The sequence below is a fragment of the Streptosporangium oxazolinicum genome (assembly GCF_039537505.1).
Classification (GTDB): Bacteria; Actinomycetota; Actinomycetes; order Streptosporangiales; family Streptosporangiaceae; genus Streptosporangium; species Streptosporangium oxazolinicum.
This window is the reverse complement of sequence record NZ_BAABAQ010000003.1, coordinates 12,400-35,076: the sequence shown is the minus strand read 5'-3', so window position 1 is coordinate 35,076 and position 22,677 is coordinate 12,400. Positions and strand designations below refer to the sequence as shown.

The window sequence follows — 22,677 nt, the reverse complement described above, 5'->3', positions numbered from 1 at the left end:
TACCGAGCAATCCGATTAGGTTCACGAAGGGCAGCTAGGTATGCGCGTTAACGAATCCACCATCACCGTTCACTTCTGGAACCTCGCCGCATACACCAGCGGCCAGCTGGTCGGCGACTGGGTTGACCTTGACCAGTGCGCAGATCTTGACGAGTTCAGGGACAAGGTCAAGCAGGTCACCAGGGGTGCTGAGGAAATCCTCCTCAGCGACTCCGAGTGCGATTTCGGAATCACATTCTCCGAGTACCAGGACCTCGGCTCGATCTGGGAAGCCCATTCAGCGCTTCTTGAGATCCACGAAGACGAGCGTGACGCATTCGCCGAATACCTCTCCTACATCGGCGGGGTTGAGAGCTTGGATGAATGCGTTAGTGGCTGGCGGGATGCATACTGCGGACGCTTCGATTCGATCGAGGAATACGCCTGGCAATACGCCGAAGACATCTATCCGGAACTGGCCAACTGCCCACCCGGCTTCCGAGTCGAGGTGGACGCCGTCGCATGGGAATCCGATCACTGGATTTCCGCCACCGGCAACGTTTTCCGATCCGTCTGAAAGGCGAATTGGCATGACCTGTAAGTACTGCAAGTGGGGCAACATGGCGTGGGAAATCGCTAACGGGTGGGATTCCTGCTCTGTCTGCCACCTCCTCTATGAGGTGATGGGGATAAACCCTGCGGATTTTCCGCCTCGCGCCCCCTACTCGTATGACGAAATCTGTACATGCGCGGTATGCGCGAGGGGATTCATGGCCAATCCGTGCATCCGGTGTGGGCTTGAAGCCGGTAGCGAGCTTCTCAAAAGAGGCATGACCACCTGCCTTAACTGCCAAATCGCGGAACTACAAGAGCGGGAGAACTGAAATGCGAAATCCCATTGCCAGAGCACAGCAGGTTCAGCAGACCTACCGCAAGGCCAAGGTGAGTGACGGAGACAACGCAGAAATTGCCTCGGACATCATCGCCGACCAGCTTCGGACATTGCCCGGAGACGAGTGGGAGCGCGTAATCAGGAACGCTGTGAGGAACGCCCACGAGGAAATCCACGGAGACTCCACGGCCCTGAACATTGAGCTCTGGATTGATGGCCTGGCCTACACCGTCGCCGAATGCAACGAGGAAGAACTGGCCATCTGATGACAACGCTCAAGACCTACACCGTGACCATCTCGGGCACTGAGCGCGAGGACGGCGAGGAGCCTTACACCTGGGCCGTATCTGCTTTGAATGAAGCGGATGCGATATGGCGGGCGAAGAACATTCACGCGGACAACAACGAGTGCGATCGGTCTGAATTGCAGGTCGAAGAAATCTTCGAGGGCCTGCCGGATAAGGACTGCGGATACCACTGGAACGACCACCGGAGCGTGTAGCGGTTGGGCCTGGGGTACCCGAATGGGTGCCCCTTACCGAGCTTCTAATGACTCGAATTACTTGGTAAAGGAGAATGGAGATGAGCACCGCTAACACCGAAATGCCTGTAGCCGGGGACGACATGTTCCATGGCCCCATGGGCAGAATGGTTGAGGAGATCGACAAATACACCGAGGGTTCCAAGGTGGGTGTGTTGGTCACCCTGATAGCGGCATTCAGCGCTGCGGTGGGCAACCAGCCTGGCGTTGGCACCGGTAAGGGTGCAATGCCCTTGAGTTTCTGGCCGGTGCTGGTTGGGCCTACGGGTGTGGGCCGGAAGGGTACGGCTACCGGAATCGCGATGAGGGTCGTTGAGTCCGGTCTCGGCGTCTTCACTGCGAACAACGTCTCGTACAACCTCCCGGCCACGGGGCTGGGTTTCGCCAACGAGCTGGCGGAGCGCGCGATCCGAGGCGTGTCGGCCCCCATGTTGTTCGTCTCAGAAGAGATGGACGAGTTCATCGCCAACGCCCGGCGAGACACCAAGATCGGTGGATACCTCCGCAAGGCGTGGGACGGCTCGACCATCGGCCACCGCACCAGCCAGGTAGACCTCCAGATCTACAAGCCGCACGTTGCGATCGTCGGGCATGTGCAGCCGGTGAACTGGGGTGCGATCTCGGGTAGCCGTGACGCGACGGGCGGCACGTACAACAGGTTTTTCCCCGTCTGGGTGATCCAGTCGAAGAAGCTCCCGGTGTTCGCCTCGGCGAGCCCAGGTAAGGTCATCGAGCGTCTGGGGAGTCGGTTCCGGAGCATGGTCAACTTCGCCCAGGAGGTCACAGACCTGAGCGTTCCGAAGGACGTGGCCAAGGTCTTCGAGACCAAGCATCGCGAGATCTGCGACGCGATGACGAACGGCAATGAAGCCCTCGGGCAGTACACCGAGCGGGCCATGGCCTACATGATCCGTCTGGCCGGGCTCTACGCCTTGGCCGACAAGCGCACAGAGATCACGGTTGCGGACTTCGATGCGGCGCTGGCGATCGTCACCTACATGGTCGAGACGGTCACGTACACGCTGCCTGAGACGTCGGCGTCCGGCGACGACATCCCGGCGCGCATCCTTGCTTACGTCCGGGAGGCCGGGCCGGAGGGTGTGACCAGCACGGAGGTCGCCCGCAAGTTCCAGAAGGTCAGGGCCGCCGAGATCCGGGCCATCGCTGACGGCTGTGAGTTCGTGGTCATCTCCAAGCTGCGGTCCGAGGGTGGCCGCCCGGCAACCCTACTCACCTGGAAGGAGGAGGCGGCGGAGGAATCCGCGGTGGTCTTCGAGCCGGAGGACCAGGCCCTGTTCAAGATGACCTAAACCCCCACCAGAAACCACGACGAGCCCTGAGCCATATGGCCGGGGCCTTTTTCATGCCCTAACCCCCTGAGAGGGAACCGATGCGACCAGAACGTTCGATCGCCGAGGCAGTGAGCGAGACATGGTTCAGCCACCACCAACCAGGCGGGATCGCGATCCCCGTGGGTGTGGTGGCCTCCGTGCTCGTCACCGACCCACAAGCCCTGATGAAGCTTCCCACGATGAGCACCGAAGAGTTCACGGACCTCCTGCGGAAGGTCTGGGCCAGCTGGTGGTTGGAACACCCCCACCTCGCGACTATGGCTCGCCCCATCACGAGCTGGCTCGACGACCCCAACGACCGCACCGCAGCAGCGGCCAAGGCCGTGGCGGAGACGGCCATGCGCAAGCGGGTCAAGTCCTACCAGGGACTGGAGACCGACATCTTGAGCTACGTCGTCACCGAGCTGCGCTCACATGGAGCCCGCAAGGGCTTGGGCGAGCACCACACGCCGCCCGATGTCTGCGATGCCATGGCCGCAATGCTGATGACGGAGCTGCCCGAGAAGGGCATGACGTTCGATGAGCCCACCGCAGGGAGCGGAGGCATGGTTCGCGCCTTCGCCCAACAGATCAAGCGGCTGGGTGGAGATCCCGCGAACTACGTCTGGAGCATGACCGACATCGACGACATCGCAGCGGCCTGTTCCGCAGTCAACGCGCTGGTCTGGAATCTAGGCTCACACGTCTACGTCTGGTGCGGAGACACGATCAAGCACGGTGACGGCTTCGAGCGTGCGGCCAAGCACAAGGCCGAGGCAGTGAGCAACTGGGCTGAGGCCGTCAAGACAGGGCGCGAGGTGACGCGACTGCTGCGCGCCGCCCACGACGTTGAAGCCCTTCTCACCTTCCCTGGAAAAGCGGAGCGGGGGGCCTGATGCACACGATCCGGGACCACTCGACCGGCATCGAGCTGCTGCACACGATGACCGTCTACGACCACGCGGACGGCACCACAGAGTTCGTCACCAGAACTCGCGCGCCCGGCCTGGATGCCCAGGCCACGGTCAAGGTCAGCCCCCAGGAGCTGTCGATGCTGATCGACGCCCTGATCACCACCTACAACCGCTACGTGGACAGCGGTGTGGTGGACACGACTAAGTACCCGCACCTGTTCTCATGAGCTACATGCCCGATGGGTCGGCGTGGAAGCCAGACATCCCTGCTGACCGTAAGGGAGCCAGGGTCCGCCACTTTGAGACTGCGGATCGGGACATCTCGGGAGCTGGAACGGTGACGTTCACTGTGGCCGGGGGAGCTGGGCGATGGTTTGTCCAGCGCTCCCACTTCGCCGACAGCTTCGACCCCCACCGGACCCGATACTTCCCAAATCGCCGTACAGCGGTCGAGTGCTTCGAGCACCTGGCCTACGAGTAGACAGTCAGGAGGCCGCAAGCGAGAACCCCGGTAACGACAGCAACCGGGGTTCTCTGATGCTTTAACTACAGGCCCAGCGGCCATCACCCAAATTCGCCGGCCCTGACGCCGCCGAGGAACGCGCCCCACTCCTTCGGAGTGAAGACGAGCGCCGGGCCGGTTGGGTTCTTGCTGTCACGGACGGCGACGATGCCGGAGAGGTTGGTGGCGACTTCCACGCACTGTCCATTGTCGCCACTGACGCTGGACTTGCGCCATTCCGCTCCATTGAGGTTCAACTGGTCCATTGCCTTATCGCATCCTCTATTATCTGTTGTGTTATGTTTTTCGACTGCGCATCCGCTCTAATGCTGTCATACCTCTGCTTGAGGCGCGCGACCGCTTCGTGGTCGCCGGTGACTTGTCCAGACAGTACCGAGTCGGCCGAGACGACCTCGGAGCCGTCGCGCAGTCGCGCCAACGCGAACGCGCTCATCATGCCAGATATGGAACCCGCAGCGGTAGGCACCACCTGGACAGTGATCCGTGGATGCTGCGACAGTTCTAGCAGGTAGTGAAGTTGACCCGCTAGGACGGCAGGTCCTCCGATGGGGCGGTGTAGCACCCCCTCGTCGATGAGCCCGAGGAAGGTCGGCGGGTACGGGCTGTCGAAGATCGCGATGCGGCGGGTGCGGGCCTGTACGCGCTCTTCCACGTGGTTGGCGGAGGCGGTCGTGGCGAAGATCGTACGGGCGTAATCGGCGTTTTGTAACAGTCCCGGAATGAGCAGCGGGTCCCAGGATTGCAGGATAACGGCTCGTGGTTCGATTTCCTCAACCCATCGAGCAAACCAGCCAAGTGTAGGTGATTGGGATATTCGCTTGAAGAGAGCGACAAAATGTCCGTCAAGATCGAAAGCTTTGTCTGCTTCTTGGGCGAAGTCAGATGTGGGGGGTCGGCGGCCTGTCTCGATGTGGCTGATAAGCGATTCGTGGCAGCGTATGCGTGCTGCGAGCGCGGCCTGCGTCATCCTGGCAGCTTTGCGGTGTTCGGCAAGATCTGAGGCGAAGCGGGCCCGGGGTGACATCTGGTCACCTGGGTTAGTCGCCATGGCGTCTCCATGGTTGTGAGCAGGAGAAACTGTTGCTGGCGACTGTACAGCGACGACGAAAAGACAAGCAATACAAGACGGCTGTATTTCTTTGTCGTGCAGGTTTCGCGTGATTAACGTACCGATGGACTGTGCGAGTGTCCATGCTGGGAGCCGACGCAGCGAAAACGACAGCAGGTCTGTCTCGGAGAAAACGGGCAGCAACTCGGATAAGTCGGTGATTTCGTGCCAGCAGAAACCATACTCACGCAGACTCCCAAGGTAGCCATATGGGAGGGCACCACGCTGCGGCGCGGCGACAAGGCGCCACGGCAGGCACGGCTAGCGATCAATCTATGGCTAGCAGATGATCACTCGTCGATCCGATCCAACGCTCTGCTGGTCGTATCGGAGCTGGTGACCAACGTCATCCAGCACGTGCCAGCGGGCCCGCAACGCAACTGGATCAAGGTGCAGCTCGGCTTCGGGGACGGCTTCATTCGCCTGACGGTGATCGATCCTGGAACGTCGAAACCAGAGCCACGCTTTACCCCTCTTCAGGAGGGCTCCATGGAGCTATCGGGGCGTGGCCTCGGCCTGGTGTCGGTGCTGTCGGTTCGCTGCGGCACACACCTCACGCTGTGCGGTCATCGCGTCGTGTGGGCCGATCTAGCGAACGCTGATGCCCTGCCCGGCGACGCTGAAAGGTTGTCGTCGTGATGACCCCATGCTCGGCCCACGTTGACGCCCCGGACGTCGCCGAGCACGTCGTCAAGCTCCAGAACAGGGCCGCCTACCTGCTCAACAACGCCGCAGCGTCGTCCACTGCGGTGCTCGCGACGATCCAGTGAACCCGTGCGGCAGGAAACGCCTGGCCGCACACCGACTCCCGGGGGCGCCTTTCCTGCGGGCGCCCTCGGGGCAAGACCGGCCCTGGGCCGGATTCGGCAGTCACCTGAAGGGAGTCCGATGACCATCACAACGGAGGAACTGGGGCTGGAGACGGCTGCGACGATCGAGGACCTGTTCGACCTTGACGTCCGCACGCTGGAGATCGCCGACCCCTGCGGTCTGATCAACCTGACCGACGACGGATGCAGCAGCACTTGCGGCGCCTGCACCACCGGCGCCGCCTGATCAGGCGTACGCCCACGTACCGGTCGCCGCCGCCGTACGGGTTTTCCCGGCGGCGGCGTCGGCTGTCAATCAATCACGACATGGAGGTAGAGGTGCCTGGCGATGCCCTTCCCGGGTTTCGGTCCGCAGGACCGGCACTGATCCGCGCTGTCGCACACTCATGGCCGGACCTGCCGCCATGGCCCGATCTGACCGACTCCGTGCCCGAGCGCGTCCCCTCTTGGGTGGACTGGCTCCGGCAGATCTGGATGATCGACGGCATCGCCGAGGCCCTGGGCCACGCCAGCCCGGCGCTCGCCCAGCAGGTGCACGCCCTGTGCGCGGCCGACGCCCCGGCCGTTCGTGAGACTCGGCGAGCGGTGCTGGCTGTGGCCCGCTACATGTTGCGCATGACAGGGCGTGCCACGCCGTTCGGCTGGCTCGCCGGGGTGGCCCCGGCGGCCTTCGGAAGTAAACCGCACCTGAGTTGGGGCACCCAGCACCACGCCTTTGCTCGCCCCGACGCCGCCTGGTTGGCCGAGGTCATCACCACCCTCGAAGGGTGCCCTGACCTGCTGGAGCGGCTGCCGGTGGTGGCCAACACCACGCTGACGGTCCGTGGGAACCGCCTGATCGTGCCCTACCGGCCGCAAGGGGGCGGGGCGGTAGAGACCTCGATCCGTCACACCGTCGCGGTGCGTGCCGTGATCGACGCGGCACGCGCGCCGATCCGGGTGGAGGACCTGAAGGCGAAGGTTCGGGTGGAGTTCCCGGTGGCCACGCCGGCGAAGATGACGGCGATGCTCGCCGAGCTGATCACCCGTGGCGCGTTGATCACCAGCCTGCACGCCCCCAGCACCGAGCCCGATGCCCTTGGGCACCTGGTGAAGCAGTTGACGATGGTCGGCGCCACGACGGTGGCGGCGATCGCCGACCTGGCCGCCGACCTGAAGGAGATCCACGCGCTCCTGGAGCAGCACAACCAGGTGCCCGCGAGCCAGGGCGGCGCGGTACGCGAGGAGGTGACCGCGCGGATGCGCCGGATCGCCCAGAGCAGGCGGCACCCCCTGGCGGTGGATCTGCGGCTGGACGCCAAGGTCGTCTTGCCCGAGGAGGTCGCCCGCGAGGTTGAGCGCGCCGCGCTGCTCCTGACACGCTTGAGCCCCTACCCCTACGCCACCCCCGCGTGGAGGTCCTACCACCAGAGGTTCTACGAGCGGTTTGGTCTTGGATCACTCGTTCCGGTGCTGGACGTCGTCAGCGACAGCGGCACTGGCTGGCCCGACGGATACCCGGGAACGGTGACACCCGAGCGGCCTTCGCCACTGTCAAGCCGGGATGAGGCGCTCCTGGCACTGGCCCAGGGCGCCGCGCTCGATGGCCGCGACGAGGTGATTTTGGACGAGTCCCTGATCGCCGCCTTGGAACTAGGCGCCGAGCCGCTGCGGCCACCGTCGCATCTGGAGCTGGGGGTGCGCGTGCACGCCGCCGACCAGCAGACGTTGCGGCGTGGCGACTTCCGGGTGGAGGTCGTGACCGTCTCCCGGGCCGCCGGGGTGGTGACCGGCCGCTTCCTCAGCCTCCTTCAGCCGCAGGATCAAGCGGAGTTGGCCGCCGAGCTGGCGACCCTGCCGGGCGGCGACCGCGAGACCGTGGCGGCGCAACTGTCCTTCCCGCCGCTGCTTCCGAGCACCGCGCACGTAACCCGGGCCCCGCAGACCCTGCCGATTGTGATCAGCATGGCCGAACACCGCAGCGCCGATGACCTAGTCCTGACCCCTGAGGATCTGGCGGTGGGGTGTGACGGCCGCCGGATGTACCTAGCCGCGCCCGCGCTCGGGCACCGGCTGGAAGCAGCGGGAACGCACGCGCTGAACCTGGTGGCCCACACACCGCCGCTTGCCCGCTTCCTGACCGAACTCAGCCGCGCCCAGTACGCGCAGGTAATGACGTTCCACTGGGGCGCCGCCGAGCGCCTGCCGTTTCTGCCCCGGCTGCGCTACGGCCGCATCATCGTGGCACCGGCCCGGTGGCGGCTGGAGGCGGCCGAACTGCCCGCTCAGACCGAACCCTGGGCGGTGTGGGAGGACGCGCTGATCTCCTGGCAGATCCGGCGCCGCCTGCCGCGCTTCGTTCACCTCTCCGAAGGGGACCGGAGGCTGCCCCTGGATCTGGGATTGGCCGGGCACCGGGTGCTGCTGCGCACCCATCTGAACACCGCGCCGCACGCCGTTCTGGCCGAAGCACCCGCTCCGGAAGCCGCCGGATGGTGCGGCGAGCGCCCCCACGAGGTCATCGTGCCGCTAAGCGCCACGCAACCGCCGCCCTGGCCGCGCCTGCCGAAACCCACCCCGGCGCGGATCACTCGCCTGGGCTGGGGGCAGGCACCAGCCGCCTCACGCATCCTGCTGGCCAGCCTGTACGGAGACATCCACCGTCAGGACGTGGTGCTGACCGAGTACCTGCCCGACCTGCTGGAGCGGCTCGGTCAGCCGACCGGCTGGTGGTACATCCGCTACCGCGACCCCGACCACCACCTGCGGCTGCGCATCGCCCTGCCTGACCCGGCCGCGTTCGGCCCGACCGCCCGCACGGTGAGCACCTGGGCCGAGGAGGTACACCGGGCCGGGCTGCTGCGCGAGGTGACCTACTCCACCTCCTACCCCGAGACCGGCCGCTGGGGGGCCGGGGCGGCGATGCGCGCGGCCGAGGCGGTGTTCGGCGCCGACTCTCGGACCCTGCTCACCCAGCTCCGCCTGCCGAGGCGGCCCCACCGGCAGGCGCTGGTGGCCGCTCACACCGTCGCGATCGCCGAGGCGTTCACCGGCAGCGTCGCCTCGGGTATGCGGTGGCTGATCGAGCACGTCCCCGCCGCTGCGGCGAAACCGGTTTCGCGCCCGGTATTCACCGAGGCCGTCCGCCTGGCCGACCCCCGCGACGACTGGGCGGCGCTGCGCGCGGTCCCGGGCGGTGCCGCCATCGTCGAGGCGTGGAAGCCGAGGCAGGCGGCGCTGGCCTGCTACCGCACCCACCTGCCTGGCCCCGACACCCACGGCGTCGACGTGGACGACGTGCTTGGCTCCCTCATGCACCTCAACTTCGTCCGCGCCTGCGGTATCGACTTCGACGACGAGGCTGTGGGCGTCCATCTCGCCCGAGCCGCAGCCCTGGCCTGGACGGCCCGTACGAGCGGCAGCCGGTCATGACCGGCGGACACCCCGCCGCCGCGCTGGCCGAAGCGGTCGCCGACCGGCTCGCGCACCCCGAGGCCGTTCCCGGGCCGCTGAGCGCTGAGCCGTGGTGGCACCAGTCCCTGGCCCACGGAGCGTTGGGCGTCGCCCTGCTGCACGCCGAACGCGCCGGGGCTGGGCTCGCACCGTGGCGGCGCGCCCATGACTGGCTCGCCTATGCCACCCGCGCCCCGCTCACCGCCGGGCCTGGCAGCCACCTGTTCCACGGCGCTCCGGCTCTGGCTCACGTCCTGGCGTGTGCGGCCACCGCCCTGCCCGGCTCCTACGGGCGGGCTCTGGAGAACCTGGATCAGACGATCAGTGCGGACGTCCGCCGCCGGGTCGGCATCGCCCACGCCCGCATCGACGCGGGCCGCCTTCCCGCCCTGGCCGAGTTCGACGTGATCCGCGGGTTGGCTGGCGTCGGCTCCTACCTGCTGCGCCGTGACCCGGGCGGGGCGGCGGTGCGCGCTGTCCTGGAGTACCTGGTGCGTCTGACCGATCCTATAGAGATCAACGGGGAGGCGCTGCCCGGCTGGTGGACATCCTCGGGGCCTTCGGGGCGCGACAGCGGCCGGTTCGCCGGAGGCCATGGAAACTGCGGCGTGGCCCACGGGATCGGCGGCCCTCTGGCCGTCCTGGCGCTAGCTCTGCGCTGTGGGATCACCGTTCCCGGGCACCGCGAAGCGATCGATCGGATCACCGACTGGTTTGACCGGTGGCGCACCGACACCGACACCGGCCCGCTCTGGCCGTACTGGGTCAACCGCCCCCAGCTACGCGCCGGACACCGGGACACCTTCGGCCCGCAGCGTCCCGGCTGGTGCTACGGCGCCGCTGGCTTGGCCCGCGTCCAGCAGCTCGCGGCCCTGGCCACTGGCGACGCCGACCGCCGACACATGGCCGAAGACGCCTTGGTGCGCGCCTTGGCAGCCCCCCACCTGCGTGTGCCCGCCGACGCCGGACTCTGCCACGGATACGCCGGGCTCGCCCACATCACCGTGAGGGCCGCCGCCGACGCCGATCCGGACACCGCCGCCCGGCTGCGCGCGTTTTTGCCGGGCCTGCTCGTCGCCCATCCCGCCCATCCCGACACTGCGGCTAAGGCCCTGCTCTCGCCGGGCGGCTCCGGGCCGGGCCTGCTGGACGGGGCGGCCGGCATCGCCCTGGCCCACCTGTCAGCCAGCGCCGCCACACCGCCCGCCTCGGCGTGGGACGCCTGCCTGCTCATCGGAGGATTCGGAGGATGCCGATGACCTGGCGCCAATACAACATCGCCTTCCCCGACCGGGCGACCGCCGAGCAGGTCGCCGCCGATGACTTGCGCCCGGCACTGATCGCGGCCCAAAACGCTGGTCTTCTGCACGGCTGGTGGTTCGTACGCAAGCAGCCCTGGAGGCTACGGTACCTGCCTGATGATCTTTCCTCCATTGTCGCCGACCTTCTGGACGAGCTGGCCGCTGACGGCCGGATCGTCGGCTGGACGCCCGGGATCTACGAGCCCGAGGCCCTGGCGTTCGGCGGGCCTGAAGGTATGGATGTCGCCCACCGGCTGTTCCACCACGACAGCCTTCACCTGCTCAACCGTGCCACCGGCCCCGGCGCCCGCTCCCTGGGACGGCGGGAGAGCACGGTCGTGCTGTTCAGCGCGATGCTGCGCGCCGCAGGTCTGGATTGGTTCGAGCAGGGCGACGCCTGGGCCAAGGTCGCCGCGCTGCGTCCCGCTGAGCCCGATGCCCTCGCCCCCGGGCGAAGCTCCGAGCTGGCTCGGGCGATGAGGCGGCTCATGACTGTCGACACCCAATCCCTGGCTAACCCGGCGACCGGCGGCCCACTGGTCGGCCACGACGGATGGATCAGCGCCTTCGAAAAGACCGGACAGGACCTGGCCGACCTGGCCCGGTGCGGGCGGCTACAGCGGGGCCTTCGTGCCGTCGTCGCCCACCACTTCATCTTCCACGCCAACCGTGCCGGGCTGCCCCTGGGGGATCAGTCCATGCTGGCCGCGTTGGCGGTGGAGACCGTGTTCAGGGCGGAGGCAGTGACAAGATCACTGCCTGCCGCCGCCACCCTCACAACCACTAAGGTCAACCGAGTGACTACTATCAGTGACCACTCTCTGTCTGCCGACCAGCTCCGAACCGAGATGGTCGACCGGCTGGGCTCCCGAAACGTGATCCGCACCCCTGCCATTGAGGCCGCCTTCCGCCAGACCCCACGGCACCTGTTCATCCCCGACGTCCCCTTGGAGCAGGCGTACACCAACAACCCCATCTACACCAAGACGGACGCCTCAGGCGCCTCGATCAGCGCCGCCTCCCAGCCGGGAATGGTCGCGGTGATGCTGGAGCAGCTCGCCCTCCAGCCCGGGGAGCGAATCCTGGAAATAGGAGCGGGCACCGGTTATAACGCCGCGATCATGGCCGCCATTGTCGGCGAGAACGGCCACGTCGTCACGATCGACGTCGATCGTGACCTCGTCGAGGGAGCCCGGGAGCACCTGGAGGCCGCAGGCGTGGGCAACGTTGAGGTCATTCTCGGTGACGGCGCCCTCGGCCATGCCGAAGGTGCTCCCTACGACCGGGCGATCGCGACCGTAGGCGCCTACGAGGTGCCCGCCGCCTGGCTGGAACAGCTCGCCCCCGGTGGGCGCCTGGTCGTGCCGCTGCGCCTGCGCGGCACCGCCTCGCGCAGCATCGTCTTTGAACGCGGCGAGTACGGCTGGCACAGCACGCACAGCACACTGGCAGTCTTCATGCCGCTGCGCGGGATCGGCGACGATGCGCGACGCATCGTCGCTCTCACCCCAGAGGAAGACGTGACTCTCCAGGTTCACAAAGATCAGGCGGTCGACGGCCAGGCGCTCGCCGGGGTGCTGGACAGCGAACGCCACGAGAGATGGACCGGTGTGACCTTCCCGCCGGAGGTGCCGTACGAGTGGATGGAGCTGTGGCTGTGCATCCACCTGCCCAACCCCCTGATGCGGATGAACGTCGAGCCTGCGGCCACCGAGCGCGGCCAGGTCGTCCCTATGTTCCCGTGGGGCTCCATGGCTACCGTCCAGGGCGCGGGCCTCGCCTACCTCACCACCCGACCCGCCCGGCCGGCCGAGGACGGCGGGAAGCTGTACGAGGTCGGCGTCATCGGCCACGGACCCAGCCAGGACCTCACGGAGCGGGTGGCCGAGCTGGTCCAGATCTGGAATGAGCAGTACCGCAGCCGCGCCGTCCGGTTCGAGATGCCCAACGCACCCGTCGCTGACCCGGCCGCTGACCGGTTCGTACTGGAGCGCCCGCACCGCCCGATCACCGTCATCTGGGAGTAGCGAACATGGACCTGACCGGGCCGTTACTCCGCTTCCCCCTAGTCGCCCGGCCCCGCCCGGCGTGCCCGCCGCTGGAGCGGCGGGTGGAGGAGGTGACCGCGCTCGCGCGGGCCGCCGCCAACCCGGCTACGGCCGATGACCGCCTGGCCTTGGCCGCCACTGCGGCCAACAAGGCCGCGCTGATCGCTAGCGACTGCGGCCTGCCCGGTCTGGCCCGGTCCCTGTGTCACCAACAGCTCACCGCCCACCTGTGCGCCCAATCCATGGGCGCGCAGGCTGCGCGGCGCGCCCTGGAACCGGTCGTCAACCTGGCCCGGCTCAAAATCCGAAGCGGTGACGGCGAGGGCGCATACCAGCTACTCGATGCGCTCTACCGGGCGGCATGCTCTCGCTCGCAGGTGGTCATCGACGGCCGGACCATATCCTTCCGGACGCTCACCGCCACCGACGACGACCACCAGACGGTATGCCAGTGGCTGTGGTCGATCCTGCTGGGCGACGGCACCCGGGCCCTGGCCGGTGCGGGCCGCTGGGAGCAGGCGCTGGCCCACGTCGAGCAGCACCATGGCGTCGGCCAGCGGCTGCTGGACGGGCGACAGGTCGCGATCCTGGCCCGCTGCCTGGGAGGGGACGTCACCACCGCACTGGCGATGATCGAAGGCAGCACGGTACCCGAGCCGTGGGAACAGGCCGTCGCCGCCTGCTTGAGCGTCGCATGCCTTCGAGCGGGCGGCTGGTCGACCACCACTGCCGTTGCCGCCATGGTCGAGCACTACCTCGCCTTGGAGCCGACACCGGACCTTCTAGCCTGGCGTACCCGCCTGGGGGTGACCGTCCTGGACCTGGCGGGCAACATCGAGCAGCTCGCAGCCCATGCCGCCGCGCGCCTGGTAAACGAGGCGGTGGCAGGCGGCGACGGGTACGCCGCCCGCGAAGTGCTCTTCCACGACGGGTGCAAACCGCACCTGAACAGCAGTCAGAAGGAGACGCTGTCGGCCACCGTGCGCTGTTCAGGGCTTGGCGTCGGCACGATCCCACCCTTGCTGCTGGCGGAACTTCTGGCAGCGGTCAGGACAAGCGAGAGCGTCACGACTCGGCTGTAGAAGAGGGAACAAGCAGGGGCACAACGCAAAAAAACGCCCCTCGGCCGAAGCCGGGGGGCGCTTGCGTTACGGGGTGATCACCTGCGTGCTGGGGAAGGACCGGTAGCCGGTCACCGTCCACTCGGGGTGGGCTGCAACCAGGGTCGTCAGGAAGTGCTGAACGGCGTCGGGCCACTGGTAGTCCATGGAGGACCCCAGGGGGACGACCTGGAGGGCGTAGCCAGCCGGGCCGGTCTGCCACTCCTCGCGGGGGAGCGAGGGATCGGTGATGTGGATGGTGTACGCGGACTGGCCGTGGTGTGGGGTGGCCTGTTCGAACGCCACGTTTCTCCTTAGTTGGGGGGGACAGGTCCCCAGCCGTTGACGGTTCCGTCCGCGCTCGTCTCGAAGACGGGGGTGATCCAGTAGCACGCGGCGCGGGAGGTCAACGTCGGGAAGATGTGAGCCGCGTTGTAGCTGTAGACCCCGTTGCCGCCGTCCGTGCCGGTGGCCAGCGCGGTCAGCGGGCCGTTGGTGTGTGCGGTGGTGGCGAAGTAATCCAGGGTCACCGAGAAGATGCCGGTGGTGGAGTGGTGGGTGGCCACGTAGGTGGTGTTGGCTTCGATCGGGACCGGTGCAGCGAAGTTGGCCCACATCCAGCCGACCGGCTGTTCGGTGCTGAGCGTGGCCGAAGCCAGGATGCTGCCGGTCCTCGTCCATAGGTTGGCTGTGCGAACCCCGGCCCGCACAGCGCCGACGTACGTGCGGATGCCGGTGACGAAGCCGGGGAGCGTCGAGCGGAACTTCAGCCCCATGACGACTCCCGCAGAGCCCGTGTCGGTGACGACTGGTGGCACCGTCGGCTCCCACAGCACGTGGGTCATGCGACCACCACCTGCACGACGAGGTTGGACCCCTTGAGTGTTGTGCCGACCACGTCCACGTCGACCGTGATGTAGCCGCCGATCGGGACGGCGGTGACGTTCATCGAGGTGATCTTGCCCGAGGTGGTCGCGCCTGCGGCGACGGTCGGCCGGTTGGTCTGGGTGCTAAAGATCGTCACCTCGTTGAGGTGAACGTCCACGATGAGCGGACCACCGGTGGGCGCGACGCCGACCGTGGCTCGCACGCTGCGGATCGTCCACGCGGCCAAGGTGTCGTTGTACAACCGGAACTGGCCGACACCCGCCGAGACCTCGCCGGTCGCCGAGTACGTCAGCACCCCAGCGCCTGCCGCGCCCGCCGTGCCGGTGTCGCCCTTGGGCCCTTGGACGCCGGTAGAGCCGGTAGCTCCCGCGTCACCCTTCGGACCTTGCAGGCCGGGAGGCCCTTGGACACCTTCCGGACCTGGAACGCCCTGAATGCCCTGGTCGCCCTTAAGGCCGGGAGGCCCGGTGTCTCCGGCAGGTCCCTGCGGACCGTCCTCGCCCTGGGGGCCGGGCTCCCCCGGAGCGCCAGCCGGACCGGCCGGGCCGGGAGGTCCGGGAGTGTCGGCACCCCCGCCGAAGGTCAGGTATCCGACCTCGATTACCTCGGCCAGTTGGCCGCCGCTGTAGACCTCTACGACATCACTCACCGGTAGTCACCTCCGGGGAGACTGAGACGGGGCCTTGGATCAGGCGGGTTATCGCGCCGCTGGCTTCGACCACTTCGAGGTCGTAGACGGCTTTGAGGATGGTCCAGGTCGAGGAGACCTCGGGGGCGATGGAGAGCAGGATCGTGCCGGACGTTCCGCCGAGGGTGATGCCTCCGTTGGTGGTGTCGAGCCGATGGATGAGGGCGCCTCCGGCCTTGGCCCTGATCTCCATGCGGGCGGTTGCGCCCGTGAGGTCCACAGGCACGCCGTCTCGGAGCCAGCGGAGGGGACGCCGAACGGTCGTGCCCTGGTCAATGTTGAAGCGGTACGTCCCCGCCACCTGGTCCCTCTCTTTCGGGCATGACAAAGCCCCCGCCCGAGTGGGGCGAGGGCCTTCTTTCTTCTTGCTACGGGGTCACTCGGAGGCGGAAGCTGCGGCGCTGTTGTCGTTGTGCAGGTACGACACGAGGGCGGTCAGGACGGCCTGGCCGACCGAGACGGCAACGAGCTTCCAGTCGACCCCGGCGTCGAGCTGGAGCGAGGTGAGAACCCCGCCCACGGCGACCAGCACCGAGACGATCAGGCCCTGAAGGGCGGTTCGCTTGGCGCGGTAGGCCGCGTTGGCGGAGGGGGTGATCTGCACCTGTCCTGCTTCCTCTTGGTCGTCACGAAGGTCGTCGAGCTGGTCGAAGGGCTCATACATCGCGGTCTGCGGGTCGGCCTGCGGAGTGAAGTACTGCTCGAAGAAGGGGTCAGCGTCGACCACGGGCGGCTCGACTTCCTCACTCAGCAGCTGCTGGGGAACCCACGTGGGCCACTCGGGCTCGGGCTCCTGCGGGATCTCGGTTGGGGGCTGGTAGCGGGGCTGCGGAACGGGGGCTGGAACCGGCGCTGGGGCGGAAGTCGGCGAATTCGCTCGCTGGGCGGCGAGCGCCTGAAGGCGGGCCTGGAGGTCGTTGGGGTCCATCAGTGCAGAGCCACCCACGTGTCACGGCCGATGACGCCGTCCACGGTCAGGCCACGGAACTTCTGAAGCGCGCGGACCTGCTTGTCCATGGGCTCGCCGAACGTCTGGTCATCGACCAGATCGCCGACCGGGAATCCGCGGGCATCCAGCAACTTGAAGGCGGTCTTGATGTGGCGCTTGAGCGCCGGGGTCTTCTCGCACCCCTTGGTCAGGGTCGGCAGGTTTTCCACGAGGGTCTCCGTCCAGTTCGGGGTGGGCTTGGGCGTGGTGGGAACGGGAGCCGAAGGCGGCTTGGGGGTGGCAGGGGCCGCCGCGTAGCGGGGCCGCACGTAGCCGTAGATGCGGGCGTTGGAACGGCTGAGGGTCTTGCGGTAGCAGCCGTCGCCGTTGCCCTGGACGCCGTTGTCGGCGCTGCCCGAGGTGTTGCCGCCGATGGTGGTGATGGTCGAGCCGGTCACCTTCTCCACCAGCTCGACGTGGTAGATGCCAGCCGCGCCGCCCGAGGTGTAGACGACGAGGTCACCCACGGCCGGGGTGGTGAACCACCTCTTGTTGGCCTTGGCCCAGGAGTACTGAGACAGGACGCCAGCGGTGTGGGGGTAATCGGTGTTCGGCTTGAGCCCGGCCGCCTTGCACCACACCGACGTCGCGGCGGCGCACCAGGGGTAGCCGTAGCCGCCGCCGGGGTAGCCGGGAATCTTCCCGAACTCGCGTGTGATGGGCACGAGGTTGGACCCTGCGGGGCTTTCACGCATGCCTAGGTCCGCCCTAGCCTCTGCGATGACCTTCGCAGCGGTGGTCAATGGTCCTCCAAACGACAAAGGGCCCCGCCGTTTCCGGCAGGGCCCCGAGGGGGATGTCTTACTTCGTGATCAGGGGTTGATGACCTTGATGACCGTGATGGCGAGCGCGCTCAGGGAGCCGACCACCGAGACGGAGATGGCGTACTTCCACTTCTCCAGGCCCCGAATACGGGACTCGTGGTCGGTGACCTTCTCTTGGGAGCTGTCGAGCTTGGAGGCCATGCCTCGCACGTCGTACTTGACTTCGAGCAGGGTGTTGTAGACCTGGCTTGTGCTGATGAACACGCCACCGAGGTTGTGATCCGTGTTGTCGTCCATGGCTTCGTCTCCTCTCAGCTCAGGCAGTAGGTGCCGGTGAAGTCCACTCGGAGGATGTTGGAACGCAGGGTTGCCGGGGTGAAGACCTGCAAGGCTCCGCTGGTGGCGATCCTCACGGCGAGGGTGGGGGTGGAGGGGGTGTCGGACTCGAAGGCGACGGCGGTCAGGTAAACCGCCCGGTCGGGCCGGAACCCAGTGGGGATGCTGATGACGTCCGTTTTGGCAACGGTTGTGTTAAGCGCCGTGCCAGCGGTGGTCGCCACCATGCCGCCCCGGATGTGAACGACATTGCCTGCCTTGCAGACCTGCACCTTGGCTGTGGTGGTGTTGGCGTGCGTCACCGAGGAGAGGAGGAAGGTCACATCCGTCCACGCGGTGGGCATGAGCCCGGCCACCTTCGCGATGGCGTCGAGGGTCGCGGGGTTGGGGTCGTTGTTGAAGACCTGGCTGGCGGGCACCCACAGGCCGTTGGCCCCCACCACCAGGTAGTTGTTGTGGTAGTCCACGCCCAGCTCGCCGTTGGCGGGCGTGGGGTGCAGGAACCCGTAGGGGCCCTTGATGGGCCGGACCTGGCGGGACAGGAACCAGCGGCGGTCGGCGGGGTCGCCGGTTAGACCAACCCCCCCGGTGATGTCGATCTGGACCAGGGGAAGCTCATCGCCCCCGGCCGGGAGCGTCATGGTCCCGGCGCCGATGCCGCCCTTCACCTGAACGAAGCGAAAGACGCTCTCCGCCCGGTCCAGGCGCAGGGTCAGCAGGTCGCGCCGAACGTTGGTGCCGTCGAAGCCTGTACCGGTGATATCCAGGTCGAAGACGCGGGGGTAGCGCAGCTCATAGAAGTGCCCACCGATGTGGGCTACGCCCGGCTGGATCTCAACCTGGGTGTTGCTCAATCGGACGGCGTACAGTCCGCGGTTGCCTGCCAGAGGCACCTCGGGGCCGGGCATCCCGCGCACCCCGTTGAGCTGCCAGGTGCTGGCCATGGTCTCCCAGTTCTCGGCCGTGACGACCCGGCCGGCACCCGTGGCGAAGGGCCATCCGTGCTCGTTGGGGTCCGGGGTCTCCAGATCCGCCATACCTCTTACACATCCTTCACGTAGTGGTCAGCGCCACGCATGGCGCCAGGTGACGTCCAGGCGGTTGGACCAGGGGGAGAACTGCTTGTTCTGCCGGATACGAGCCCGGTATCCCAGGACCTTGTAATCGTGCGGATCGACCTGCTTCTTGCCGAAGACGCGGGTCTCCCACCGGCCGTTCGCGCCGACCGTGGTCGGCTCGGGGACGTAGTTGGTCTGGCCCCAGGCGGTGACCCGCTCGGTGGAGAACTCCAGCCGCGCGCCGGGGGTGCCGGTGCCGTAGATCTTCAGCCAGGTTCCGCCAGCCTGGTCACGTCCGGTTGGGCCGGTGATGGTGGGAGCGGTCAGGGTCGGCAGCGGGTTGCCGCTGCCGTCGTTGGGCGGGTCGGGCACGGTACCGGCCACCATGTTGAAGTAGTGCAGCGTCGGCGTGGACTCGCGGTAGTTGCGAAAGCGCCGGGCGCGCACATCCCACTGCGAGCCCACCGGGTAGGTGGCGGCCGTGGTGGGGATGGCGGTCGACCAGGTTCCGTCTTCCTGCGGGGCGATGAGCCCGCCTCCGTAGCCCACCGGCTTCCAGGTGCCTGCGTTGCGAGGGCTGATCTCCATCAGCACCCACTCGCTGCCATCGACTGCCAGCGGGGAGCTGGAGGTGGCCGACTGGATGATGACGGTCTCACCGGGCTTGAACTCGCTGGCGCCCGCCGAGGGGTCGGGCGGCGGTGGGATGGGCGCGTTCGCCGCGATCACGTACCACAGGCACGGGTCGTTGGCGAAGGACGAGCCGATCTTCACCTCGCCCTTGATGACGTGCTGTCGGCTGTCGGCTGGGATGGTGATGCGGCGGGTGGCGGACTGGCCGGGGTTGAGCACGATCTCCGTGCCCACCGTCACGCCGTCGAGCAGCAGCCGGTTGGTGTACGCCTGCTGGATCACGCCGGTGTTGGAGACCGTCACGTCCACGTACTGCTCGTTGGTGGCCGGGTTCTGCGTGACCGCCTGCACGACGTGCGAGACCACCCCGGCGCAGTCGGACCAAACTTCAATCGAGCTGGACTGCGCGGCCGGGGTGCCGTTGACTCCCCGGTCCACCACCTTGACCTGGTGGTGGCGTCCGTCGTTCGGGACGGGCAGGCGGATGGCGCGCACCGTCGCGCCACCGCTGTAGAGATAGGAGGAGGTGATGGTGGCGCCATCGAGCTGGAGGACCACGTTGTGCGTCACGGTGCAGGTGAAGTTCACCTGGTGGACCCGGTTAGGTAGCGGCACCTGGGCGCCGCCCGAGGTGTACACCAGGCAGAAGGTGCCGGGGTCCTGGTCGATCGCTACGTTGTTGAACGCCACGGGTTACGCCGCCTTCCTGATGGTGAAGTCCACGCCCGCGACCTCGTCCAGCTCGTGGAGCTGCTCGCGAGATTCCACACCGGTGACGCGGGCCCACAGAGCCCGGATGGATGCGTACAGGTAAGGGGTCTCACCGGAGCCGTAGGTGCCGATGGTCGGGACCACCCTCGGGCCGTCCTCGACGTTGGAGGTCAGCCGCACCTCGCGCACCATCTCGTCTCGGGTGCCGGACTTGAGCTCGACGCGGACGACATCGCCCAGGCCGTAGGCCCGGCCGAACATCACGCTGTTGGTCTCGATCGGGTCGATACGGATAGACGCCTGCGGACCCTGATCGAGGTTGAAAGCCTCGACCTCGTCTTGAATGGCGCGATACTGGGCCGACCAGACGGGCGGGTCCATCGCCCAACCGGCCTGCTTGCCGGGGTCTTGGAGCCACTGCCAGCCGATGTCACGGCGGTCGCGCAGCCGCTCAGCGGTAACGCCCCACTCGGTTTCGGTGGCGGAGAAGCCCTGGGCCGCCCACGCCAGCGTGTGCTGACGATCAGCCGGCGTTTCGGCCGCATCGCCCCACCAGTCGGGGTCGTACTGGTCGTTGGTGAAGTAGCCGTACCAGCGCTCGGGGCCGGACCTGTCCACCCAGTTCTCGGTGTAGCCGTCTACGGCTCCTGCGGTGGTGTAGGTGGGTGTGCGCTCCAGCTCGCGCCAGGTCCTGTTCTGGGTGGCCACCACCAGGCGGGTGGCCTCGGGGGCGCGCAGCGTGTAGTGCAGGCCGCGAAGGTTGCCCAGCTCCGCGCCGAAGCGCACCTCACCGGTGAGGTTGGCGATCGGCTCCAGCTTGAGCAGGATGCCGGGGCCTGATGCGTTCGGGTCGCCGTTGCTGGCGACCTCGGAGGGGTTGGGGTGCCAGACGAACCTGATCCGGAAGCCGTAGACGGCGCTCAGCATCGAGGTGAGCTGGTCGGCCTGGTCGAAGCGCAGCCGGGCCGCTCGCGCGGAGTCGTCGCGGAGGAAGTTCGTGGTCGAGTCGGCAGTCGGGATGAACAGCCGGTCCAGCCTGCGCACCGCCAGGCCCTGGGTGTTGGCCAGGAACAGCTGGCGCAGCAGCTCGGCAACATGGGGCCAAGACGGGTTGGCCTGCCAGTACTGAACGGCTGAGGCCAGGTGGATGTCAGCGGCCGGGTTGGTCCAGGCGAGGCGCTCGGCCATCAAGTAGTTGTCATCCACTCCGGACACCACGATGGAGCCCTCTCCGGAGTTCTCCTCATCCCAGCGCTCCTCGATCTGGCGGATGGGGCCGCTGAAGAGAGGCTCACTGTCGTCTTCCTGGCGGACGATGATGCCCCGGCCAGGGGTGAGCATCTTGGCTTGGGGGTGTCCGGCCGGGGTGGTGAGGGTCCAGGTGCCGACTGCGTTGTGGCGCAGGATGGCGGCGAAGTCGGTGTAGGCGTCGATCTCGCCGACGGTGGACAGCGGGGGCAGGCCCTCGCCGCCCTCCGCAACACTGCGGGGAAACAAGGACTCCCGGATGGCGATTCGGAAGTTACGCATCAGATTCCCAGGTAGGCAGGCAGGTAGGAGACATAGGCGCGGGGGCTGTTGGCCGCTCGCCAGGCGGTCTCCTGGGCGGGGGTCATGCCGGTGGGCTTGTCGATGGACAGAGCCACCCGGTTGGTGCCGGGTGGGATCGCCCACAGCGACGAGGCGGTGTCGAAGGCCCAGTAGACGGACTTGCCTGCGGTGGGGGAGTAGTTCCCGCTCGGGCTGACCTCGGGGTAGACGCGGATGCTCTGCGATCCCTTGACGGTCTCGATAACGAGCACCTCAGAGGTGAGCACGGGGAACGCATCGGAGAAGCGCAGCTCCTTGAGAGTCGCTCCTTCGTCGTCCAGCAGCAGCAGCCGCAGACGAGAGTTGAAGGGCCCGCGGATTTCCCAGCGCGGCTGGGTGCCGATGCCACCGGGGTTGAACAGGCTGATCTCATCCGCCCAGATCGGGTTGGTGGACAGCTGAAGGCCCGCGCCGGGGGTGGCGCCGTCCACCGACACGAACGGGTCAGCGGCGGGGGCATCGCCCATGAAGGCCCGCAACTGGTCATAGACCTGGAAGCTGGCACGGATGCGAGACAGGCCGAAGAAGTAGGGGCTGGTGCAGCGCAGGATGAGGCCGTAGCGGGCCCAGTGGACCCCGTCCTCGCTTCCCTCGCCCCCCTCCATCCCTCCGGCGTAGAAGCACGAGATCGCGCGAGGCGGCTCGGCGATCATGTCGTCCAAGGTCGCCGCGTCACCGAGGTCGTCGGGGATCTGGTACTCGGTCGTCTGGAGGGTGACCAGACCTCGGGCGGGGTTGAGGCTGTTGACGAAGCGGCGCCTGAGCGCCACCATCTCCGGGCGCGTGGTTCCGGCAATGGTCAGAGGTAGGAAGATCTCCCGGATGCCCGCTCGGGCGGAACGAACGAACCCTCCGTCGATGGCGGGATACTCGTCCGCCTTGACGTCCCACCTGGGGGCGTCCAGCCCCTTGGCTCCGCGCCGCAGCATGATGGCCGCGCCGGTGGAGGTCTCCTCGGTCAGGGTGTAGAGCTGGCCATCGACTCCCAGCAACTGCACGACAGTGGGCTTGAACAGCACGGA

Annotated in this window: 28 protein-coding genes; 15 read left to right on the top strand and 13 right to left on the bottom strand. The window is 67.2% G+C overall.

The window, feature by feature from the left end:
• Positions 1-40: 40 nt before the first annotated feature.
• The 7 genes from ABD817_RS09790 (at position 41) to ABD817_RS09760 (ending at position 4,138) form a co-directional block, all read left to right on the top strand.
• The gene (locus ABD817_RS09790; protein WP_344917376.1) at positions 41-556 is read left to right on the top strand and encodes an antirestriction protein ArdA; all 516 of its coding nucleotides are present in this window, start codon (positions 41-43) and stop codon (positions 554-556) included.
• 308 nt (positions 557-864) lie between these two features.
• A complete protein-coding gene (locus ABD817_RS09785) occupies positions 865-1,137 on the top strand; it encodes a hypothetical protein (protein WP_344917375.1) in 273 nt (90 codons plus the stop codon).
• Entirely contained in the window at positions 1,137-1,373 is a 237-nt protein-coding gene (locus tag ABD817_RS09780) for a hypothetical protein (protein WP_344917373.1), read from the top strand. Before ABD817_RS09785 ends, ABD817_RS09780 begins: the two co-directional genes overlap by 1 nt.
• Before the next feature lie 80 nt (positions 1,374-1,453).
• Positions 1,454-2,722, top strand: a complete 1,269-nt coding sequence (locus tag ABD817_RS09775) for a DUF3987 domain-containing protein (protein ID WP_344917371.1) — start codon at positions 1,454-1,456, stop codon at positions 2,720-2,722.
• Between the two features lie 80 nt (positions 2,723-2,802).
• Positions 2,803-3,639, top strand: a complete 837-nt coding sequence (locus ABD817_RS09770) for an N-6 DNA methylase (RefSeq protein ID WP_344917368.1) — start codon at positions 2,803-2,805, stop codon at positions 3,637-3,639.
• Complete coding sequence (locus tag ABD817_RS09765) at positions 3,639-3,884, top strand: hypothetical protein (RefSeq protein WP_344917366.1); 246 nt, start codon at positions 3,639-3,641, stop codon at positions 3,882-3,884. Before ABD817_RS09770 ends, ABD817_RS09765 begins: the two co-directional genes overlap by 1 nt.
• Positions 3,885-3,994: 110 nt before the next feature.
• Positions 3,995-4,138 (top strand): hypothetical protein, encoded by a 144-nt coding sequence (locus tag ABD817_RS09760; protein ID WP_344917364.1) that lies wholly within the window; start codon positions 3,995-3,997, stop codon positions 4,136-4,138.
• A gap of 83 nt (positions 4,139-4,221) precedes the next feature.
• On the opposite strand, the gene ABD817_RS09755 is transcribed toward ABD817_RS09760, so the two are convergent.
• On the bottom strand, positions 4,222-4,425 hold the full coding sequence (locus ABD817_RS09755; protein WP_344917362.1) for a DUF397 domain-containing protein: 204 nt from the start codon (positions 4,423-4,425) through the stop codon (positions 4,222-4,224).
• Complete coding sequence (locus ABD817_RS09750; RefSeq protein ID WP_344917360.1) at positions 4,413-5,228, bottom strand: helix-turn-helix domain-containing protein; 816 nt, start codon at positions 5,226-5,228, stop codon at positions 4,413-4,415. Before ABD817_RS09750 ends, ABD817_RS09755 begins: the two co-directional genes overlap by 13 nt.
• Positions 5,229-5,453: 225 nt before the next feature.
• Here ABD817_RS09750 and ABD817_RS09745 point away from each other — a divergent pair, with 225 nt between their 5' ends.
• From ABD817_RS09745 to ABD817_RS09715, 7 genes are all read left to right on the top strand, one after another.
• Positions 5,454-5,927: an ATP-binding protein gene (locus ABD817_RS09745; protein WP_344917358.1), complete on the top strand. Its 474-nt coding sequence runs from the start codon at positions 5,454-5,456 to the stop codon at positions 5,925-5,927.
• A complete protein-coding gene (locus ABD817_RS09740) occupies positions 5,927-6,058 on the top strand; it encodes a hypothetical protein (protein ID WP_344917356.1) in 132 nt (43 codons plus the stop codon). The genes ABD817_RS09745 and ABD817_RS09740 overlap by 1 nt, the downstream gene beginning before the upstream one ends.
• Before the next feature lie 118 nt (positions 6,059-6,176).
• Entirely contained in the window at positions 6,177-6,344 is a 168-nt protein-coding gene (locus tag ABD817_RS09735) for an FxLD family lanthipeptide (RefSeq protein WP_344917354.1), read from the top strand.
• A 200-nt stretch (positions 6,345-6,544) separates the two neighbouring features.
• The gene (locus ABD817_RS09730) at positions 6,545-9,529 is read left to right on the top strand and encodes a lantibiotic dehydratase (protein ID WP_344917352.1); all 2,985 of its coding nucleotides are present in this window, start codon (positions 6,545-6,547) and stop codon (positions 9,527-9,529) included.
• The gene (locus ABD817_RS09725) at positions 9,526-10,809 is read left to right on the top strand and encodes a lanthionine synthetase C family protein (RefSeq protein ID WP_344917350.1); all 1,284 of its coding nucleotides are present in this window, start codon (positions 9,526-9,528) and stop codon (positions 10,807-10,809) included. Before ABD817_RS09730 ends, ABD817_RS09725 begins: the two co-directional genes overlap by 4 nt.
• Positions 10,806-12,878, top strand: a complete 2,073-nt coding sequence (gene fxlM / locus ABD817_RS09720) for a methyltransferase, FxLD system (RefSeq protein ID WP_344917348.1) — start codon at positions 10,806-10,808, stop codon at positions 12,876-12,878. The genes ABD817_RS09725 and fxlM overlap by 4 nt, the downstream gene beginning before the upstream one ends.
• Before the next feature lie 83 nt (positions 12,879-12,961).
• Positions 12,962-13,981, top strand: coding sequence for a hypothetical protein (locus tag ABD817_RS09715; protein WP_344917346.1), 1,020 nt, complete (start codon positions 12,962-12,964; stop codon positions 13,979-13,981).
• A gap of 66 nt (positions 13,982-14,047) precedes the next feature.
• Here ABD817_RS09715 and ABD817_RS09710 read toward each other — a convergent pair whose 3' ends face one another.
• From ABD817_RS09710 to ABD817_RS09700, 3 genes are read right to left on the bottom strand one after another with little or no spacing between them, the layout of a single operon-like run.
• Positions 14,048-14,305: a hypothetical protein gene (locus ABD817_RS09710; RefSeq protein WP_344917344.1), complete on the bottom strand. Its 258-nt coding sequence runs from the start codon at positions 14,303-14,305 to the stop codon at positions 14,048-14,050.
• 8 nt (positions 14,306-14,313) lie between these two features.
• Positions 14,314-14,844, bottom strand: coding sequence for a DUF4082 domain-containing protein (locus ABD817_RS09705; RefSeq protein WP_344917342.1), 531 nt, complete (start codon positions 14,842-14,844; stop codon positions 14,314-14,316).
• Entirely contained in the window at positions 14,841-15,182 is a 342-nt protein-coding gene (locus ABD817_RS09700; protein ID WP_344917340.1) for a hypothetical protein, read from the bottom strand. Before ABD817_RS09700 ends, ABD817_RS09705 begins: the two co-directional genes overlap by 4 nt.
• A gap of 108 nt (positions 15,183-15,290) precedes the next feature.
• Here ABD817_RS09700 and ABD817_RS09695 point away from each other — a divergent pair, with 108 nt between their 5' ends.
• The gene (locus ABD817_RS09695) at positions 15,291-15,542 is read left to right on the top strand and encodes a hypothetical protein (protein ID WP_344917338.1); all 252 of its coding nucleotides are present in this window, start codon (positions 15,291-15,293) and stop codon (positions 15,540-15,542) included.
• Here ABD817_RS09695 and ABD817_RS09690 read toward each other — a convergent pair.
• The 8 genes from ABD817_RS09690 to ABD817_RS09655 form a co-directional block, all read right to left on the bottom strand.
• Positions 15,529-15,801: a hypothetical protein gene (locus ABD817_RS09690; protein ID WP_344917336.1), complete on the bottom strand. Its 273-nt coding sequence runs from the start codon at positions 15,799-15,801 to the stop codon at positions 15,529-15,531. The genes ABD817_RS09695 and ABD817_RS09690 overlap by 14 nt on opposite strands.
• 150 nt (positions 15,802-15,951) lie before the next feature.
• Positions 15,952-16,503: a hypothetical protein gene (locus ABD817_RS09685; protein WP_344917334.1), complete on the bottom strand. Its 552-nt coding sequence runs from the start codon at positions 16,501-16,503 to the stop codon at positions 15,952-15,954.
• The gene (locus ABD817_RS09680) at positions 16,503-17,228 is read right to left on the bottom strand and encodes a CHAP domain-containing protein (RefSeq protein WP_344917332.1); all 726 of its coding nucleotides are present in this window, start codon (positions 17,226-17,228) and stop codon (positions 16,503-16,505) included. Before ABD817_RS09680 ends, ABD817_RS09685 begins: the two co-directional genes overlap by 1 nt.
• 147 nt (positions 17,229-17,375) lie before the next feature.
• Complete coding sequence (locus ABD817_RS09675) at positions 17,376-17,624, bottom strand: hypothetical protein (RefSeq protein ID WP_344917330.1); 249 nt, start codon at positions 17,622-17,624, stop codon at positions 17,376-17,378.
• Positions 17,625-17,638: 14 nt separating this feature from the next.
• Positions 17,639-18,700: a hypothetical protein gene (locus tag ABD817_RS09670; RefSeq protein ID WP_344917328.1), complete on the bottom strand. Its 1,062-nt coding sequence runs from the start codon at positions 18,698-18,700 to the stop codon at positions 17,639-17,641.
• Between the two features lie 27 nt (positions 18,701-18,727).
• Positions 18,728-20,044, bottom strand: a complete 1,317-nt coding sequence (locus tag ABD817_RS09665; RefSeq protein ID WP_344917326.1) for a hypothetical protein — start codon at positions 20,042-20,044, stop codon at positions 18,728-18,730.
• A gap of 3 nt (positions 20,045-20,047) precedes the next feature.
• The gene (locus tag ABD817_RS09660; protein ID WP_344917324.1) at positions 20,048-21,595 is read right to left on the bottom strand and encodes a Gp37-like protein; all 1,548 of its coding nucleotides are present in this window, start codon (positions 21,593-21,595) and stop codon (positions 20,048-20,050) included.
• Positions 21,595-22,674: a hypothetical protein gene (locus tag ABD817_RS09655; RefSeq protein WP_344917322.1), complete on the bottom strand. Its 1,080-nt coding sequence runs from the start codon at positions 22,672-22,674 to the stop codon at positions 21,595-21,597. Before ABD817_RS09655 ends, ABD817_RS09660 begins: the two co-directional genes overlap by 1 nt.
• Positions 22,675-22,677 lie beyond the last annotated feature (3 nt).